This window comes from Candidatus Nitrosotenuis chungbukensis (assembly GCF_000685395.1).
GTDB lineage: Archaea > Thermoproteota > Nitrososphaeria > Nitrososphaerales > Nitrosopumilaceae > Nitrosotenuis > Nitrosotenuis chungbukensis.
In genome coordinates, this window is sequence record NZ_AVSQ01000023.1 from 1 (window position 1) to 16,871 (window position 16,871).

The 16,871-nt window shown below is 45.6% G+C and carries 18 protein-coding genes; 7 read left to right on the forward strand and 11 right to left on the reverse strand.

The features are described from left to right. Nucleotides 1–306 precede the first annotated feature (306 nt). Entirely contained in the window at nucleotides 307–1,782 is a 1,476-nt protein-coding gene (locus NKMY2_RS10420; RefSeq protein ID WP_052347791.1) for a sensor histidine kinase, read from the forward strand. 152 nt (nucleotides 1,783–1,934) lie between these two features. After that, entirely contained in the window at nucleotides 1,935–3,077 is a 1,143-nt protein-coding gene (locus NKMY2_RS09730) for a tRNA (guanine-N1)-methyltransferase (protein ID WP_042687851.1), read from the forward strand. Here the strand turns inward: NKMY2_RS09730 and NKMY2_RS09735 are convergent. From NKMY2_RS09735 to NKMY2_RS09745, 3 genes are all read right to left on the reverse strand, one after another. Then, entirely contained in the window at nucleotides 3,074–3,667 is a 594-nt protein-coding gene (locus NKMY2_RS09735) for an RlmE family RNA methyltransferase (RefSeq protein ID WP_042687854.1), read from the reverse strand. The genes NKMY2_RS09730 and NKMY2_RS09735 overlap by 4 nt on opposite strands. Then, entirely contained in the window at nucleotides 3,667–4,341 is a 675-nt protein-coding gene (locus tag NKMY2_RS10975) for a transcriptional regulator (protein WP_238549826.1), read from the reverse strand. Before NKMY2_RS10975 ends, NKMY2_RS09735 begins: the two co-directional genes overlap by 1 nt. Nucleotides 4,342–4,409: 68 nt before the next feature. Then, nucleotides 4,410–4,862, reverse strand: coding sequence for a hypothetical protein (locus NKMY2_RS09745; protein WP_052347794.1), 453 nt, complete (start codon nucleotides 4,860–4,862; stop codon nucleotides 4,410–4,412). Between the two features lie 164 nt (nucleotides 4,863–5,026). On the opposite strand from NKMY2_RS09745, the gene NKMY2_RS09750 reads away from it, so the two are divergent. The 4 genes from NKMY2_RS09750 to NKMY2_RS09765 all read left to right on the forward strand — a co-directional run bounded on the left by NKMY2_RS09750 (nucleotide 5,027) and on the right by NKMY2_RS09765 (nucleotide 10,678). Then, nucleotides 5,027–7,117, forward strand: a complete 2,091-nt coding sequence (locus tag NKMY2_RS09750) for an AAA family ATPase (protein WP_042687855.1) — start codon at nucleotides 5,027–5,029, stop codon at nucleotides 7,115–7,117. 88 nt (nucleotides 7,118–7,205) lie between these two features. Further along, nucleotides 7,206–9,335 (forward strand): alpha-2-macroglobulin family protein, encoded by a 2,130-nt coding sequence (locus tag NKMY2_RS09755; protein ID WP_052347796.1) that lies wholly within the window; start codon nucleotides 7,206–7,208, stop codon nucleotides 9,333–9,335. A 42-nt stretch (nucleotides 9,336–9,377) separates the two neighbouring features. Next, entirely contained in the window at nucleotides 9,378–9,890 is a 513-nt protein-coding gene (locus NKMY2_RS09760; protein ID WP_042687858.1) for an adenine phosphoribosyltransferase, read from the forward strand. Beyond that, a complete protein-coding gene (locus tag NKMY2_RS09765) occupies nucleotides 9,866–10,678 on the forward strand; it encodes an S-methyl-5'-thioadenosine phosphorylase (protein ID WP_042687860.1) in 813 nt (270 codons plus the stop codon). The genes NKMY2_RS09760 and NKMY2_RS09765 overlap by 25 nt, the downstream gene beginning before the upstream one ends. Here NKMY2_RS09765 and NKMY2_RS09770 read toward each other — a convergent pair. Genes NKMY2_RS09770 through NKMY2_RS09785 form a run of 4 tightly spaced genes read right to left on the reverse strand, consistent with a single transcriptional unit; the run spans nucleotide 10,675 to nucleotide 11,994 of the window. Beyond that, nucleotides 10,675–10,959, reverse strand: coding sequence for a hypothetical protein (locus NKMY2_RS09770; RefSeq protein ID WP_042687863.1), 285 nt, complete (start codon nucleotides 10,957–10,959; stop codon nucleotides 10,675–10,677). The two genes, NKMY2_RS09765 and NKMY2_RS09770, sit on opposite strands and share 4 nt — an antisense overlap. A gap of 1 nt (nucleotide 10,960) precedes the next feature. Next, nucleotides 10,961–11,359 (reverse strand): hypothetical protein, encoded by a 399-nt coding sequence (locus tag NKMY2_RS09775; protein WP_042687865.1) that lies wholly within the window; start codon nucleotides 11,357–11,359, stop codon nucleotides 10,961–10,963. A 22-nt stretch (nucleotides 11,360–11,381) separates the two neighbouring features. Then, on the reverse strand, nucleotides 11,382–11,741 hold the full coding sequence (locus NKMY2_RS09780; RefSeq protein WP_042687866.1) for a helix-turn-helix domain-containing protein: 360 nt from the start codon (nucleotides 11,739–11,741) through the stop codon (nucleotides 11,382–11,384). Between the two features lie 31 nt (nucleotides 11,742–11,772). Continuing rightward, nucleotides 11,773–11,994: a hypothetical protein gene (locus NKMY2_RS09785; protein WP_042687869.1), complete on the reverse strand. Its 222-nt coding sequence runs from the start codon at nucleotides 11,992–11,994 to the stop codon at nucleotides 11,773–11,775. A gap of 102 nt (nucleotides 11,995–12,096) precedes the next feature. Between NKMY2_RS09785 and NKMY2_RS09790 the strand changes: the two genes are divergently transcribed. Further along, the gene (locus NKMY2_RS09790) at nucleotides 12,097–12,567 is read left to right on the forward strand and encodes an Hsp20/alpha crystallin family protein (protein WP_042687870.1); all 471 of its coding nucleotides are present in this window, start codon (nucleotides 12,097–12,099) and stop codon (nucleotides 12,565–12,567) included. Here the strand turns inward: NKMY2_RS09790 and NKMY2_RS09795 are convergent. The 4 genes from NKMY2_RS09795 to NKMY2_RS09810 are packed head-to-tail and all read right to left on the reverse strand — an operon-like array spanning nucleotide 12,554 to nucleotide 16,862. Next, a complete protein-coding gene (locus tag NKMY2_RS09795) occupies nucleotides 12,554–13,606 on the reverse strand; it encodes a DNA topoisomerase IV subunit A (RefSeq protein WP_420887356.1) in 1,053 nt (350 codons plus the stop codon). The genes NKMY2_RS09790 and NKMY2_RS09795 overlap by 14 nt on opposite strands. A gap of 31 nt (nucleotides 13,607–13,637) precedes the next feature. Then, complete coding sequence (locus NKMY2_RS09800; protein ID WP_042687876.1) at nucleotides 13,638–15,476, reverse strand: DNA topoisomerase VI subunit B; 1,839 nt, start codon at nucleotides 15,474–15,476, stop codon at nucleotides 13,638–13,640. Then, nucleotides 15,469–16,038, reverse strand: coding sequence for a KH domain-containing protein (locus NKMY2_RS09805; RefSeq protein WP_042687877.1), 570 nt, complete (start codon nucleotides 16,036–16,038; stop codon nucleotides 15,469–15,471). The genes NKMY2_RS09800 and NKMY2_RS09805 overlap by 8 nt, the downstream gene beginning before the upstream one ends. Further along, on the reverse strand, nucleotides 16,035–16,862 hold the full coding sequence (locus NKMY2_RS09810; RefSeq protein ID WP_081781916.1) for a serine protein kinase RIO: 828 nt from the start codon (nucleotides 16,860–16,862) through the stop codon (nucleotides 16,035–16,037). The genes NKMY2_RS09805 and NKMY2_RS09810 overlap by 4 nt, the downstream gene beginning before the upstream one ends. Nucleotides 16,863–16,871 lie beyond the last annotated feature (9 nt).

Genomic DNA, 16,871 nt, shown 5'->3' on the forward strand with positions numbered 1-16,871 from the left:
GAATTGGAATTGGAATTGGAATTGGAATTGGAATTGGAATTGGAATTGGAATTGGAATTGGAATTGGAATTGGAATTCCCAGATGCGGCATATATTTCTGATTGGACGTTAAAACCAAATAGGGAAATCAGAGTTATGATAATTACAAGTCGGAGAGCTTTTTGCCCAATAGACACTCACGATTCAACACTTGATCGTATTTTAACATATATCAAAAATTTTATTATGTAGCAAAAATTTTACGTGTTATTACTTGCGTTATCAATTTAAACTATAATTTGTAATCAAGTAATCGAGTATCAATAAATGGAAATTAGAAAAAAAATCATTTTCGAGACAATCATCCTGTCGATAATTTTGGCATTGTTGTCTTTTGTGATCATAAATAACATACTGATTATTCAAAACAATTTTTCCTATTTAGACAACGAATTAATTCCATCCATGACGATCTTAAAAGACATAAGATCAATTGCATCAAACATCCTAGTATCAACGCTAGAATTTTCAATAGTTGAAGAAGAGATAACACCGTCAGGCAATGACGAGGCTTCAAAATCAAACCAAAAATTAACAGAGGTTATCACAGACATAGATCTATCAAAGAGCCAATTTGACGAAATGTCTTCATTATACAAAAAGCAAGCTGCCAGCATCAACATGTTATCAATTGAAAAAATTGAACAAAGGTGGCAAGAATTCGAATTACTTTCAGACAAGTTTATCGAATATAAAAAAAGGGGAATTTCAGGCGATGAACTGATTAAAATAAAAGACGAGTTCAGAGATTCAAAAGATTCTTTATTCAAAGAAATAGATTTGGCCATAATTTTCAATGAGGAAAAAATTCAAGAAAAAAGAAACGCAGTAGAAGAACTAGTAAGAAATACAACAATACTCATTTTTACCATTTTGATCATATGCATCTCAACTATTGTGATAATACGATACCACATTCTAAAATCAATACTAATTCCAATTTTGAAACTTCGTAAAACAGTTCAAGAGATTGCAAAAGGCGATTTTAGGGCAAGAATCGACGTTTCTCAAAATGATGAGATGGGAGAATTGCTGACAGACATCAACCAAATGGCGCAGGATCTTGAATCGGCCCAGAAGGAATTGCTAAAACATGAAAAGATATCCAACATAGGAATGCTAGCGGCAAGAATGGCGCACGATATACTAAATCCACTATCCAACATAAAGATAGGCGCCGAATACCTAAGAAGCAGGATAAAACGGGAAGAAAAGGAAATCAAAACGCTAGACATCATAGACAGGGCAGTAGACAGGATTTCATTTCAGGTTCAGGACGTACTCAATTTCGTTAAAACCGATTCGTTAGAGATTACAAAAGCGTCATTATTAGAATTGTTAAAGCAAGTAATTAAGAATCAAACGATTCCAGAGACCGTCAATTACACGCTGCCTGAAAACGACATCAAAGTCTTTTGTGACTATAAGAAAATCGAAGTGGTGTTCATAAACTTGCTAAGAAATTCAATCGATGCGATAAATGCACAGGGAACGATAAAAGTCAGGTTTATCGATTTGGGAGACAAGGTAAGGATCGAGTTTGAAGACTCAGGCAAAGGAGTTTCAGAAGAACACAAGACGAGAATCTTTGAGCCATTGTTTACAACAAAACAGAAAGGTACAGGGCTGGGACTGACCAGTGTGAAAACAATCATCGAGCAGCATGGTGGTAGCATTACATTCTCAAATAACCCCACTGTTTTTTCAATAATCTTACCAAAGAACCAACACGAAAAACAATAAAACAAAATTATTTTTTGTTCGTGCTCCTTAGGCGCGCTGCTTAAACAATACAACTCGTTGCATCAAGGCAGTTTTGAATAACAGTGTGCCATGTAAGAGACCCATCCAAACAATACTAGAACTTTATAGGAGTGAAAACCACAACCACTCAGTTGCAGCTAGACCAAGACATAACGACCATAACAGAGGGAAAGACGAAAATTCTCGTCCCAAAGGCAGCCATAGAAAGCAAGGTTCCGCCAATGGATGTTGCGTTCTTCAATCCTCGGGCAAAGCTAAGCCGCGACTTTTCAATCATAGCATATTCGGCGTTTATAAAAAAATTCCATGGGCCAAAAACTTTTCTTGACTCAATGTCAGGTGTGGGCGCTCGCGGCCTGCGCGTTGCAAACGAAATAAAGGAAATAGAGCACGTCTATGTCAACGACCTAAACCCAACCGCACTGGAGTTGGGCAAAAAGTCAGCAGAGATCAACAATTTACAAAACTATACCGCGTCAGAGGAGGAGACGTGCAGGTTTCTCAGCTCATTTTCAAGAAAGGGAATGCGTGCCGCGATTGTAGATATCGATCCGTTCGGATCCCCCACGAGGCATCTTGACTGCGGGATCAGGGCGACGGTTCATGGAGGCATACTTTCTGTCACCGCAACAGACCTGCAGGTGCTGCACGGATTGTTCAATGACGCGTGCAGGAAAAAGTACTATGGCACCCCAATCAAGACGCATTATGCAGATGAGATTGCCATAAGGCTGATACTTGGGTGCATCCATTTGATAGCGGCAAGACTCGACGTAGAGGCGACGCCTGTTTTTGTCGAGAACAACATGCACTACTACCGAGTCTATGTCAGGATCCTAAACAAGTCAGACACCCGCGACATGATGGGATTCATCTCTCACTGCAGGTCCTGCGGAAACAGGGAGATTGGAAAGGAGAGAAAAGAACTCTGCGATATATGCAGTGGAACGATGATAGCGGCAGGCCCTCTCTGGATTGGCAGCTTGTTTGAAAAAGAGTTTCTCAAAGACATGCTAGAAGACATACCAAATCACACAGTCGATAAAAAATGCGCAAAGACGATTCAGCGGTGCATCCTAGAGTCAGAAATGCCAGGATGCTACTACACGCTAGACGAGCTGGCAGAGATGAGAAAGAAATCCCCTGCGTCACTTGAAAAATCAATCACAATCCTGCAGAAAAACGGATACGCGTCCAGTCCCACCTCGTTTAATCCGACAGGATTCAGAACAGACTGCAAAATAAACAAGATACTGGAACTGTTTTCCAGCTAGATTCCGTATCCTAGGCAAATGTAATACATTTCGCTGCTAGGCTTTCTGCTTGCGTTTGGCTTTCTGAGCTGGACTTTGGCAAACTTTTTTTTCAGATAGTCACGAAACTCCAGCGAGTATTCCCCGTCAAAGACCTTGAACAGCGCGTTTCCCTTGTGGGTCAGGACCCTGTCCATTATTTTTGAGCATGAATAGTTTAGCGAGATTTGCTTGGCGTGATCCACAGACCAGTGTCCTGACACATGGGGCGCAATGTCACAGATCACGGCGTTTGCCTTTGAGCCAAGATATTCTAGCACTTCGTCTGCGACGGACTCGTCCTCAACTGAGCCTCGAATAAAATATGCTCCTGGCAGTTCTTCCATATAGTCCATGTCCACTCCGACCACCTTGCCCTTGTTTCCTGCAAGTTTTACTGCGACCTGAGACCAGCCCCCAGGTGCGCACCCAAGGTCCACAACGTAGAACCCAGGTCCGATTATTCGATAAGAATTATTCAGCTCAAGCAGCTTGTATGTAGCCCTGCTTCGGAATCCTTGCTCACGGGCTAGTTTTCTATAATGGTCTCGCTTTGCATCGATTGGTTTCATTATTCTTTCTTTTTCTTTGGTTTTGACAGTTCCGCAATTGTCCAGTCCTCAATCCAGCTGCAGGTTTTTGGGCTAACCTCGCCTTCCAAGCTGCATTTTTGCTCAACTGGGCACACGAGGCACGGGGCGTTCTCAATTGATTCGGTGCTGACTGGAGTCTTTTTTATCTTGAGCACATAGGTCCATCTTTTATTTTCAAGAATTTTTTCTCTTGTGATGATCCCCATTCTTTCCAGCTTTAGCGCAAGCCTTGATCCGTCCCTGCTTGTCAGTTTGAATTTTTTCCAAAGCTCGCTTTGGATTATACCGTTATCATAATTTGTTAAAAACAGGCAAACTCTGTTTGTCAACTTTTCCATGTCGACTTTTTCAATTTGGAAATTCTCAATCTCTTCGTCTGTGAGCTGCTCCTCTAGCTCTTCGTCAAGCGTTTTTTCTGACTCTTCTTCCTCTTCCTTTTTTGATTTCTTGTCTTTTTTCTTGTCTTCTTTTGGAACGGCCTTTTCGTCCTTGGATTTTTTCTCGTCTTTTTTCTTTTCCTCTTTTGTTGCAGTCTTTTTTGATTTCTTGTCTTCCTTTGCCGGGGATTTCTTGTCTTCCTTTTTCTTGTCCACCTTAGCTGGCAAGTTCTTGTCTTTTTTTGCAGGTTTGTCAGAGGGTTTTGTTTTTGCCATTTTTTATCACGAAACTATAATGAATATTAGTGATTTTCTTTCAAATATATAATATCGCTTCTAAAAATCTAATTCACAGTAATCTGCTTTTCGGCAGTTAGGAATTTGTTTCCGTCCGAGTCAAAGAGCTGCGCGACAAGCGAGTATTTCCCCGGTTTGTCGATTTTTTCTGAAAACTCTTCATTTAGAGGAAGTGTGCCGCTTGTTCCATAGCATTGATCAAAGAAGGCGTTTTGGCTTACCGCTTTTTTCTCAGATGATATGTCGTATATGGTCAGATACAGGTCGCCGCACTCGTACGCAGGATCAGTTACCGAGACCTGTGCAGATATGTTTTCAGATACGGCGTAATCGCCTTTGAGCCCGATTATGGATATAGAGCCAGCGTCGCTCGTACTTTGAGAAACCAATCCGGTTCCGGACTGGTCACTTAGTCCCAAGGATAGAACGCTCCCCCCGTAAACGAAAGAAAACACAATTGGAATTACAAATGCCGCAATTGCAGTACCTCGAAGTGCCAACGTTTTGTTGAAGGCACCTTTTGGCTTTATATCTATTTAGAAAATCAGACATTGGCAAACCAAGCCGCGTCACCTCCGCTGACAATGAAAAACAGTAACAACAACCAAAGAGACGACAGAGTCTGACGAATGAGTTAAATCGTTGCAAAGTCGATAGTCGCTAGATGAGGCTGCGAAAATTCAGAGTGCGCGCATACAGATGCATACACGATTCTGGAGAAATCAAAGTGGGAGACCTGGCGGCATTTGTCGGCAGAAACGAGAGCGGCAAGACTACAATTCTTCAAGCACTCACCTTACTGAACAAGGACGAGCGAGTGTCTGATCTTGACATGTGCGACGAGATGACAGAGGAGCTAAAGTCCGAGATGATCCTAGTCGAGGGCCACTTTAATCTCATACCGTCAGAGACAAAACTGATCAAAGAAAAGTTTCCGCACATACCAGACATTCTCACAATGAAAATTTTCAGGACAAACAAGCAGCCCAGAGTCCAGTACGACTTTGGAAGCGTCAAGCTAAGCGAGGAGCAAAACAGGGCGCTAAACTCGTGGGAAAATTATACTGAAAAAATTCTTGATTTCATATCTACAATTCCAAATCACATCAGAATCCAGTTTGACACAAAGTTCTTTGAGGGCCCGCCCCCAAGCAGCAAAGAAACGTATGTCCGGGAGATGACAGAGTTTAACAACAACTTGCAGATGCTTGCGTCAGACGAGCCTCAGATTTTATCAGAGTGGTCCAAGTTCTACCAGAATGCGGAAAAGACATACGACGACCTGCTTGTCGGCACCACCGAGAAGACAGCGCTTGAAAACTTCATACTGGAACACCTCCACCCAAGGTTTGTCTACTTTTCTGACTACAAGAAAATCTACGGCAACATAAACCTGGACGAGTACGTAAAGGAGATAAAAAGGCCAGAGGGGCTAGAATACGCCGAAGAGTTCGACAAGGCAGAGACGGTAAAGAACTTGTTTTACTTGGCAGAGCTTGACACTGAGAAACTCGAAGAATACAAGAACAGCCCTCCAAAGCTAATCAAGCTTCTAAACGCGGCAAGCAGGAGGCTCACAGACAGGCTCAACCCCGCATGGAAGGGCGACCCCATACACGTGGACCTGAGGTACAACCCAGGAAACGTCATGAGCGTAGTAATATCTGACGTTCACAAGGACGGAACCGTGACAAACACAGGCCTTCTCAGCAGGAGGGCAGAGGGATTCAAGTGGACATTTTCATTTATCGTAAATTTCGCAGCAGAGACGCAAAAGGCAGAGCTAAAAGAGGCAATACTTCTTTTGGACGAGCCTGCAAGGAACCTGCACCCTGCGCAGCAGATGGGAATATCAGATTTGCTAAAAAATCTGGCAGGATCAAACCAGGTCCTGTACGCGACGCACTCGCCGTTTATGATATTTGACTATACCCCCGGAAACCTCCTGGTAGTAGAACTAGACAAGAGAAGGCACCTAAGCAGAATCCACTACGACTACTGGAATGCAGACGACGCCACACTGATCCCAATTCTTTACGGACTATCGCGCGGACTGGTAGAGTCCATAGTGGACAGGGAAATTGGCACAAACTCAAGGCCAGTCATAATTGTGGAGACAATGTCAGACGCGATGTACCTTAACGCATTTGACAAGTTCCTAGAGGATCCAAACATCTCAATGAACCCGCTAAACGTGGTTGCGGCATTTAGCAAAAACTCAGTACTGCCGCTTGCGATATTTTACAGAAACCACGGGCACAACGTCTCTGTCATACTTGACAACACGATAGAGTCAAAAAAGATAGCAGAGTACCTCAAGGCAAACGAGTTTACGGATTTGCAGATAATCTACCTGGAGCACGGCGGAAAGCAGATAGAGTCGATGGAGGACCTCATAGTCCCAGAGGACTATTTGCATGCAGTAAACCAGACATACGAGATCAAGCTAAGAAAGGAAGGCTACAGGAACCTGACAAAAGAAGAGGTGGCATCAAAGAACAAGAAGGGAATAATCGAGGATCTGCAGGCAGTGTGGGCAGAACACCGGGACGACGGCTGGAACGAGTTTGATGTCGAGGAAATAGCCAGATACATTTGCGAAAAAATTGCCCTAAAGGAGGCAGATTTTCTCACAGACAAGACAAAGGACCAGTTCAGGGCACTCTTTAGACTAATTGCAGAGCGAATAAGACAGCAGCAGAACATCACTGCCCAAGTGGGGCTGACCAAGTTCCAAAAAAGCAAGCCAAAATAGTGCTTAAAGTATTTTACTCATGAATAATCCCAAACTAACAAAAGGGTAAGCAATTAATGTTAATAGAAAATAAAGTGATTGAGGGAGAATGAGCAGGATCAATTTTGTAATTTTTAGTATTGCAGTATCTATTTTATTTTCTGGAGTAGCCCTAAGCAGCGCGTTTGCAGACACACCTGCCAAGAGCACCAATTTTGAAAAGACGACCATAATCGAATTTGAAAACAACGGCAATACCCAGATCAAGACAGTAAAGATGTGGCTTGGCCAAGACAGCGGCGCATTCAAGTCATTCAAGACTGAAAGGGACTGGACAGGCACCAAGACTGCGCAGGGAATGCTCGTGTTTTCCACCGAAAAGCCGGTAAGCCAGGGCGAGTCAGTAAAGTTTGGAATAAAAACAGAAGTTGCAAGCCCCGGAATAAACTGGAAAACAATTGATGCAAGCGGGAACGACATTTCCATCGGAAAGGCAGCGCCAAACACAGAACAGGAGGTGACCACGCCGCCAGTCACGCCGCCTGTAACACCGCCAACTACAAAACCGTCATCCAATTTCGACGATGCAACATTTAGAATAATTCCTGAAAAGCCAAAGAACGGGGACAACATCAGAATAGTAGGAGACGGCTTTCCTCCAAACAGGCAGATTAACTTTTACATTGATAACGAGATCATAGACGACTTTATGACAGACGATTCAGGCCACCTGTTAGGAAAGGCCAAGATTCCAATAAACAAATTGGACAGAGTAGAGTTCTCCCTTGCAGATACAGACGGCAACAAAAAGACAATCAGCATCAGAATTGACTATGTGGAAAGCCAGCCGGTAAACCCCAAGGAAAAACACATCACAGTAAAAGAGTTCCCAGAAATAGTACAGCCAGGCCAGACAGTCCATGCATCCGGCACCGGAAGCCCGGGGAGCACACTGACAATCACGTCCAAGGATCCCACTGGCAACAAGATATCCGAAGTCGCAATTCCAGTTGACACTCAGGGAAACTGGTCCTATGACACAGTGATACCTCCAAACGTAGGAATCGGCTCAAGGACTGTTGAGATTAGCGACGGAACAGACACCATAACAAAAACAGTAAGCATAACAGATCTAAGTTCGGTGGACATCACGTCATCTACCACACAGTACTCCCCAGGGGACAAAATGTTGTTCAATGTAACCTCGACGGCGGGCAAACCATTAGAAGTAGTGATAAAAGATCCAATCGGAAAGGAAATATTTTTCGACATCATACCAGTTGGCGATTCGGGATTTGTCGAGTTTGAATTTGCAACGGACGCAACATCGACAAAGGGCACGTACGTGGTGCTTGCAACCCAAGGGTCAGACACAGATGTGATCCGCATAGGCCTTGGTGAGCCACCAGGGGAGAGCATTGTTGGGAAATTCGACAAGCTAAACTATTCCACAAGTGACAAGGCAAAGCTGACAATCCAGGGACCTGCAGACGCCAACGTCTCAATACTGATCTTGGATCCATCAGACAAGGTAAAGGTCACAGACACCGCAACGCTGGGACTCGACGGGCGCAAAGATTACGAGATTGACCTGGCAGCGTACAAGTCTGGAGTTTATTCTGTAGTGCTAAAATACCAAAAGTCCCAAGACCTAGCAATATTCACAGTCGGTCTGCAGCTAGGCGCCGCAGGCGAGATAAAGATGCAGACGACAAAGCAAGAGTACCAGCAGGGCAACGGCATACTTGTTTTGGGCTCAGCAAAACCAAACTCCCTGCTCAGCTTAAAGTTCAGCGACCCGACAGGCGCCACGGTAAGACAAAAGGATGTCTTTACTGACAAAAACGGCAAGTTTGCAGACTCGTCATTTAGGATTCCGGCAGACGGTGCGCAAGGAATATGGACTGTCAGGGCAGAGAGCGGGGCAAACTATGCTGACGTAAAGATAAACGTTGCAGGCACTGCAAGCAACGAGTTCACAGTCAGCGTCGACAAGACAGCATACAAGCCAAAAGACATGATCAAGATTTCCGGAGTCGGCGGAGGCAAGTCCCAGTCGGTGGTAGTTACAGTTTACAACTCGGCTAGCACAAAGATATTGGATCTTAACACGTTTACAACTAGCGAAGGCATATTCAAGCTTGACTGGATCATACCAATAGACACGCCGCTTGGTGACTACAAGTTATCAGCAAAGACTGGAAGCAAGGTTGCCGAAGTAACGGTTTCCATCCAGTAGATCAAGAAACGCTTTTTATTACTCTACGCAAGGGTAATCGATATGAATCTAAAAAACATAATTGATGAATACCCGAATTTTCCAAAAAAAGGAATATTGTTCCGTGACATTAGCCCGATTTTAAGAAACCCGGCAGCACTCTCGCATGTAGTTGACGAGTTTTCAAAACGATTCCACACAAACGATGTGGACGTCCTTGCAGGAATAGAGTCAAGGGGATTTCCCCTTGCGTGCGCGCTTAGCCTCAAGTACAACAAGGGCATGATGATGATAAGAAAGCAGGGAAAGCTTCCAGGTGCCACGGTCAAAAAGGCGTACGACATCGAGTACGGCAAGGCAATAATGGAAATCCAGAAAAACTCCATCAAAAAGGATCAGAGGGTGCTGATCTGCGACGACTTGCTTGCAACAGGCGGAACTGCGAGGGCGGCTGCAGAGCTTGTCGAAAAGATAGGAGGAAAGGTAACAGGGTTTGCGTTCATGGTAGAACTAACGGATCTTAACGGAATGAAGAAACTAACAAAGTACAGATGCGAGTCGCTGGTGAAATACTAGTGGAGCAAGCAGAGATAGGGATTTTCGGCGGGACAGGAATCTATGATTCTGGCCTCCTAAAGGAAGTAAAAGAAATCACAGTGGACACGCCGTACGGCAAGACGTCTGACTCCATTACAGTTGGCGTGTTTGAGGGGAGAAAAATTGCATTCATGCCAAGGCACGGCAGAAAGCACACCATCCCGCCGCACATGATAAACTATCGGGCAAACATCTGGGCCTTTAAGCAGATGGGGATAACCCGAATAATTGCGCCGTCTGCAGTTGGGAGCCTCAAGGAGGAACACGCGCCAGGCGACTTTGTCCTGCCAAACCAGTTCATCGACTTTACAAAATCGCGCAAGCTGTCGTTTTCAGAGGAGGGACGAGTCATACACATTTCCGTTGCAGACCCGTTCTGCCCTGAGCTCCAGTCGGCAATCCTAAGGGCAGCCGATGCGCAAAAAATTCCAGTCCACAGAGACTGCACATACGTGTGCATAGAGGGACCAAGATTCTCAACAAAGGCCGAGTCCAAGTTTTACCGCTCCATGAACGCAGACATCATTGGCATGACACTTGTCCCAGAGTGCCAGCTTGCACGGGAGGCACAGATTTGCTATGCGTCAATATCCACGGTGACAGACTATGACGTGTGGGCAGAAAAGCCAGTCACTGCAAAAGATGTCCTGGAGACCCTGTCAAAAAATGTCGCAAACACGAAAAAGATCCTCACATCAATTCCAAACGAGATACCCCACACAAGGGGTTGCTCCTGCGCAAAGGCGCTAGAAGAAGCAGAGTTCTAGTCGTCCACAAAGGACTCTTTGTCAAGCCCTTCGGGCAGTGTGAGGTTTCCCTGAATCAGGTTTTTTTGCAATTCATCAATTATCTCATCCACGTCAAGCCCCATGCTTTTGAGTTCTTTTTCCGTAGACTTTGTTATCTTTGCCCCGATGTTGTGGCCGCCGATCCTTCCAAATGCAATTGCTGTAAACGGGAATATTTTTTGAGAAACTGTAAACGTTCCGGTGATTTTTGCCGCCATCTGCGTTCCCTTGAGGCTTTTGATGGTAACTGAAAGATCCAACTTAGATCTCGATTGCTTTGTTGACGTGATCATCTATTAGAAAACTAGCATATTCTGGGTTGTCGACCTTGTAGTCCCTTACCGGCAGCTCCACCACCTTGTCGTCCGGGTTTTCCACCTTTATGGTGCCGTCCTTCTTTAGCCTGACAAGGTTCCACCTCTCCTTTCCTTTGAAGAGCTTTCGCACAAGGATTGCCCATTTCTCATCGGCTTCGATTTTCGGCATCCCCACATAGTCAGATATGGATTCTATTCCAAGCTGCTTTTCTTCGCAGAATTTCTTTTTGCAGATTGCGCATCGCCATGTATCCACTGAGCCGATTGTCCTTTCGTCTATGTTGATGTTTGTAACCCCAAAGTACACTATCTGGTGTTTGCAGGTTTCAGTGTCAACGCTCATTATTTCTCACCTTACAAAAGTCCTATTTAGTCCTAGTCCTCGCGTCGTCGTACGGCCTCTCAAGTGCGACGCCGATGTTGTCAACTATCAGATTTTTCTTAAACTCGATGTGTTCCCGGGAGCACATCTTTCTGTACATGTTTACCGCGGTGAATCTTGGGTGCATTGCCTCAAAGGTGGTCTTTGTCATCTCGATAAAGCCGCCAAGAATCACAAGGCTTTGCGCCACGGTGAGCGCGTCATCGTACGGGATTCCAAGCTCAGAGGCGATTTGCGATACGTCCATCTTCCCCTTTGTGGTGACAAGCAGGAACGCCTTTGCCTCTATCGGGTTTAGCTGGATCTCGTTGATCAGATCGCTTTCTATTTTGCTCAGGTCCATCAAGGAGTGATGGGCGATTTCTGTAATTAAACTAGACCTGCTTTGCCTTGAAGAGCTTTTTTGCCAGCTTTAGCGAAAATCCCATTCCGATAAAGTGCACCACGACTCCAATCACAAGTGCGACGTATTTTTCTCCAGTTACAAACCAGCTTATGAAAAAGGCAGCCAGAGACGGGACGGTGATTATCAGCCCAATTAGAGAGCCCTTGAGAAAAATTTCCCTTGTCGGTCGCGACGGGCCTTGTTTATCCAATGAATCGGTTGGATTTAGGCGATAATAAAAATCGACCTTAGATTGAGCGGCGTCTAAAAGCCAAAGATGCTTTATATTTTAGAAGATATGAATTCATGTGAATTGGCAAGCTATCGAAGAACCTACCCCAACGGGCAATCCCTGAATTTCATCATTCCAATCATGATCATCTTGTTTCTTGGCATAGTGTACATGATGTCGATGCGATATGGACAGGGCTCTGTCAGCTTCATCCTAGTCGGGATTGCAGCTGCAACCATGGTTTACTGGGGATGGGTGCTCAAAAAGATGACAAAGCAGGACAAGCCAAAGTACACTGCGCGCGACACCGAAAGCAAGAACTGGGTCTATGATTTGATCAAGGGCGAGTCCGAAATTGTCTTTGTCGCAGAGGTCCCGGGGCCGGACGACAAGATAACGGTAAGGTTTGTCGACGGCATACTGTACGTGAGGGGCGCAGGCGGTTTCTCAAAGGAAATACCAATAGACGGCGCAACTGACATGCAAATACAGGACTTCAAGTACAGAAACGGCGTCCTTACCTTGAGAATTAGAAAGGCTACAGACTCTTAGACAGTTCCAGCTTTTGCGGAAGATACTTGTCGGTGATGTTTGTCAGACCGTACTTTGAGAATGCTTCCAGCTCTGCCTTTCGTTTTATTTTGAGAAATATTTCAAGCTCAGTCTTCCAGATTCCCTCCTGGTATCTTGGGTCCTTTTGCAAATCGTAAATCCTCTTGATGTCAGACTCTGTCATAGGTATGGTCGGGAGCTTGAACTTGTCAATGTCAGATGCCCACACGCCCATCCACTTTGCGTCAGGCACTGTCAGCTCCCTTAGGTGCGCCGCGTTTGCAGAGCCGGATTTTATCACCATTGCAATGTGCTCCCCGTACACGTCCCCGTCAGTCAGTATAACAACTGGAAGTTTCATCTGCTCGTGCAGCCTCTTTAGGAGGTACCTTGTTGCCCGCGGCGCCTGACCTGCAGTGTCGACTATAATGGCCTTGAATTTCTTGTCGACCTTTTCCTCGATGAACCTTGTGAAAAGTCCACCTTTCTCTATTGCAATTACCAGCTCAGCGCTTGTGTCGACCAGCTCCGCGCTGCTAAGGCTTGGCCCAATCAGGTATCCGTCTGGATGGTTAGAAAGGTTGGTTCTCTTTCCCTCGTATCCTGGAACCGTATACTCTATTGTGAGATCCCCAAAGATGCTGCTTCGCTCCTCTGGAAATATGTGAAAGTCCTCGCGCGGCCTTGCAAGCACTGCCTCAAGGTCAACTATGATATTGTCAGACTCAGGCTGGTCCTCAAACTCGACCTCGAATGCCTGCGATGAATAGTAAACGTCTCGAAGCGTTGATGATTTTTTTTCGTGTACCAGCCTGTTTGCAAAAAACGCAAGCCACATCAGCTGTGTAAAGGAGCGAAGCTGCGACATGTTGCGCGAGCTGCGGAGGCTTGCTGCGTTTCCAAGGATGTACTGCCGTAGTTTTTTGTCATACACGATGTTGCTAACCGATCTGCTCGGGACTGAGAATTGTGGGAACTTGCCCTTGTCCAGATCATTATACACCTGGGCGCCCTGGAGCTTGAGCAAGTCCAGTAGCATGTCTCTCTTTTCGGTTGCCACCTTGGCTGCTTTATTGCTCTTCGACTTGGACATTGTTTAGATCCTTTATGACTTTCTTGTAGTCTGGCTCTTTATTCTTACCTGCCAGCTCTGTTGAAAATTGTGCAATTAATGGAAGATATTTCAGGTAGAGGTTCGCCCTCTTTTTCTCTATTTCCGCAAGGCCGCGCTTTGACATGTATGCTGCAAGCTTCCTTGACAGATACTGGAGTGCAAGTCTGATTTCTTTTTCTATTTCCTCCCTGTCTGCCACGTTTTCTTTTCCGACTGTCTTGTACGGTATTCTAGTCGAGCAGATGTGGCTTACTATGACAACTGGGGACTCGTTTTTCACCTTGTACCTGTTCCAGTCAGTTTCGTTTACCACCTTTAGGACGACGTCGCTTCCCTCGTCATACAGTAGAGGAATTCTGTTTGCAAATCGGTACACGGTCATCTTTCCAGGCGGGATGTTTCCCCCGTACGCTATTCCCATTTCCACCACAAACGGGAATCCGGAATACGCAGACGCGCTTCGCTGGTACACCTCCAAAAAGTCAGGCTTGAAGAACTGGCTCATTCCCTTTCGGAGCGGCTCCTCGCCTAACGGCGCCAGACAGCTTGGGTCCGGCGTCAAAAAGTCCTCGTACTTTTGCAGCGAGTCGCTGAGCTGGACTAGCTCCTCGTTTGTAAAAGAGCCGATTCTTTTTTCCGCCTTGAGGTTTGCAAATTCTGAAAACTTGATTGCAGTTGCCTGCCCGATTCTCTGGAACCTTTTTGTAAGAAATGTTACCAGGCTGTCGCCTTGCACGGTGTTTGCCAGCTGCTTGTAGTAGCTGCTTGACTTTGGCATGTCCACCGTCACCAGCTTAGAGTCGCCAAAGTCATAGTACGTGAGGCGCTTGTGCACAAGGTCGATGTCCTCCAGTCTTATTTTCATTATCTTGTCAAAGTCCATGTTCAGAAACGACATCACGGACACTATCACCCTGACAGGTCTTGAGAGGGACGACCATTTTTTTTCCGCCCTTGCCATTATCCCCTCAAAGTTGAGGCTCTTTTTCGACAGTCCCAGCTCCTTCTTGACTTTGTCAATCATCGCATTGTCAAGGACAGGCACCTGGTAGTGCGTGTCTGCAATCATTCGGCGTATGGTTTCAACGTCCACCCCGTGCGGGTGGGGCCTGATGATGGTGGGGGCAGGGGGCATGGTGTCCACTATTCTCTTGTACTGGAATTTCTCGCCCTTTGGATCGTCAAACGTTATTGTAGCATACGGGGTGATAAGCGAGGTCTGGTAAACATAATCGCGTATTTTTGATCCTGCCTTGGAATAGTCCCCGTCAAGTGTGATGCTGACGTTTAGCCCTTTCTTGTTGGTCTCCTCCTTTGTGTGCTTCATTATGACTGGCTTGTTTTTTTGTATGTCAAGCATCATCTCGTATTTGTGAAGTGTTTTTCCGTCAACTGAGCTTGACACTGTCACCGGCTTGTTTGTCGTAATCTGCCCGTACAGGATAGCCATGGTGGCGCCAAGGCCGAACATCCCCCTTGCCTGCTTTAGCCCGAATTTAGAGCCATAAAGAACTGTTCCAAATGCAAGCGGTATCTGGTTAGAGTCCATTCCAGGCCCGTTGTCCTTTACTGTCAGGACGTACGGCTTTGGGTCTGGCTTTTCAGGGTCGACAGCCTTGATGTAAAGATGAATGTCAGGCAGTATTCCCTGCTGGTCGCATGCATCAAGCCCGTTTTCCACAAACTCCCTTACCGCAGTGTACAGCGACCTAGTCGGGTTGCTAAATCCTGCCAGGTCCCTGTTCCTGTAAAAAAATTCGCTTGGCGAAATCTGATTGAATACTTCTTTAGACATCTTCTTTTTTTTCCCACAACTGCATTCGATCCATCTTTTGCCGTCTACGGTCCGCCTCCAGCTTTCCATACACCACACCGTGTCTGCTTCCGTTTGATATCGACGTGACGGCAGCTATTGCCATTTTGATCTGGTGCGGCTCTCCAATTATTGAAACGGTTTTTCCATAAACTGAGATATTTGTGTTAGTAAGATTTTCCATGTTTGTCCTTGCTCTACCTCCCTCTCCAATTATTCTTCCTTTTATCCTTTCAATTTGCTGCGGAGACTTGCCGGCAAAGTCCCTAAGATCTATCACATGCAACAAGTAATCGCCAGTCATCAGCTTCATCGCGTTTTGCGGCGAGAACCCGCGGCCTATTGCAGAAATTACCTCCATTGCCTTAAACGGCTGCATGTCCTCCACGTTTCCCTCCGTCATGATTTCAATTTCTCCTGACTCGCCGTCTATGTTTAATTTGACAGAACAGCTTTTTTCAATCTCCTGTTTTACTTTTCCAGACTTGCCAATCAGAGCGCCTACGCGGTCCACTGGAATTCTAACTATTTTCTCAAAGCTCATGATGTTATTTCAGATAAAACGTCTGCTGGGTTTTTCACTGTCAATCCTCGCTTTGCAAAGAAATAAGTCATATTTTTAATGTCTCTTTCGAGAAAGTTTAGGGCGTTGGGGTGATGTATGTCGACTGCCGATCCGAGATCAAACAAAACGAGGCCAGAATCGGTCTTTAGGACGTTGTACTCTGAAAAGTCGCCGTGCACAAGCCTTGCGTCCCGGTACAGCTTGGTCATGATGTCAATTGCCTGGGTGTAGTCAGACTCGGTTATCTCGGTTTCGTGCAGCGTCGGTGCGGGGACTCCGTTTTTTCCCACAAACTCCATCGCGAGCACGTTCTTTGAGACGTGGATTGTCCTTGGCACAGGTATGTTGTGCTTTGCGCACTGGCGGAGGTTTCTGTATTCCTTTTTTGCCCACAAGTACACCATGTTCCTAGTCCCGCTCTTTAGGCGCGTAAATCTCGGATCCCCAACTATGTACATTGCGCGCTTTTTGAAGCTAACAGTCGACACCAAGTACACCTTGAGTGCCACGTCCGTGCCGTCTGGCGCCACTGCCCAGAACAGGACAGACTCCTTTCCTGCCTTTACTATCCCGTTTACGTACGAGATGATTTTTGCGTTTATCATTTCATAGAGGGTAAACATCGTAGTCTTGTCAAGCACCTGGTTTTCGACTTTGTTGCGGTCAAACCCGTCATCGAGCACCTTGCGCTTTTTTGCAAAAATCTTTTCAAACTTTGCCAGACTGTCGTCCGTACTTTCAAACTTGTCTAGCTCGGGATCGGTGTTATCAAAATCGTCAATGTCAATATCGTCAGAAGACATGATAAGTTA

What these genes read in the sequence shown, in the direction of transcription:
- NKMY2_RS09800 (WP_042687876.1), bottom strand. Translation starts at nt 15,476, where the DNA reads ATGTCTAAAGAAGTATTCAATCAGATTTCGCCAAGCGAATTTTTTTAC.
- NKMY2_RS09750 (WP_042687855.1), top strand. Translation starts at nt 5,027, where the DNA reads ATGAGGCTGCGAAAATTCAGAGTGCGCGCATACAGATGCATACACGAT.
- NKMY2_RS09780 (WP_042687866.1), bottom strand. Translation starts at nt 11,741, where the DNA reads ATGGACCTGAGCAAAATAGAAAGCGATCTGATCAACGAGATCCAGCTA.
- NKMY2_RS10975 (WP_238549826.1), bottom strand. Translation starts at nt 4,341, where the DNA reads ATGGCAAAAACAAAACCCTCTGACAAACCTGCAAAAAAAGACAAGAAC.
- NKMY2_RS09735 (WP_042687854.1), bottom strand. Translation starts at nt 3,667, where the DNA reads ATGAAACCAATCGATGCAAAGCGAGACCATTATAGAAAACTAGCCCGT.
- NKMY2_RS09755 (WP_052347796.1), top strand. Translation starts at nt 7,206, where the DNA reads ATGAGCAGGATCAATTTTGTAATTTTTAGTATTGCAGTATCTATTTTA.
- NKMY2_RS09810 (WP_081781916.1), bottom strand. Translation starts at nt 16,862, where the DNA reads ATGTCTTCTGACGATATTGACATTGACGATTTTGATAACACCGATCCC.
- NKMY2_RS09805 (WP_042687877.1), bottom strand. Translation starts at nt 16,038, where the DNA reads ATGAGCTTTGAGAAAATAGTTAGAATTCCAGTGGACCGCGTAGGCGCT.
- NKMY2_RS09775 (WP_042687865.1), bottom strand. Translation starts at nt 11,359, where the DNA reads ATGAGCGTTGACACTGAAACCTGCAAACACCAGATAGTGTACTTTGGG.
- NKMY2_RS09795 (WP_420887356.1), bottom strand. Translation starts at nt 13,606, where the DNA reads ATGCTACTGGACTTGCTCAAGCTCCAGGGCGCCCAGGTGTATAATGAT.
- NKMY2_RS09760 (WP_042687858.1), top strand. Translation starts at nt 9,378, where the DNA reads ATGAATCTAAAAAACATAATTGATGAATACCCGAATTTTCCAAAAAAA.
- NKMY2_RS10420 (WP_052347791.1), top strand. Translation starts at nt 307, where the DNA reads ATGGAAATTAGAAAAAAAATCATTTTCGAGACAATCATCCTGTCGATA.
- NKMY2_RS09765 (WP_042687860.1), top strand. Translation starts at nt 9,866, where the DNA reads ATGCGAGTCGCTGGTGAAATACTAGTGGAGCAAGCAGAGATAGGGATT.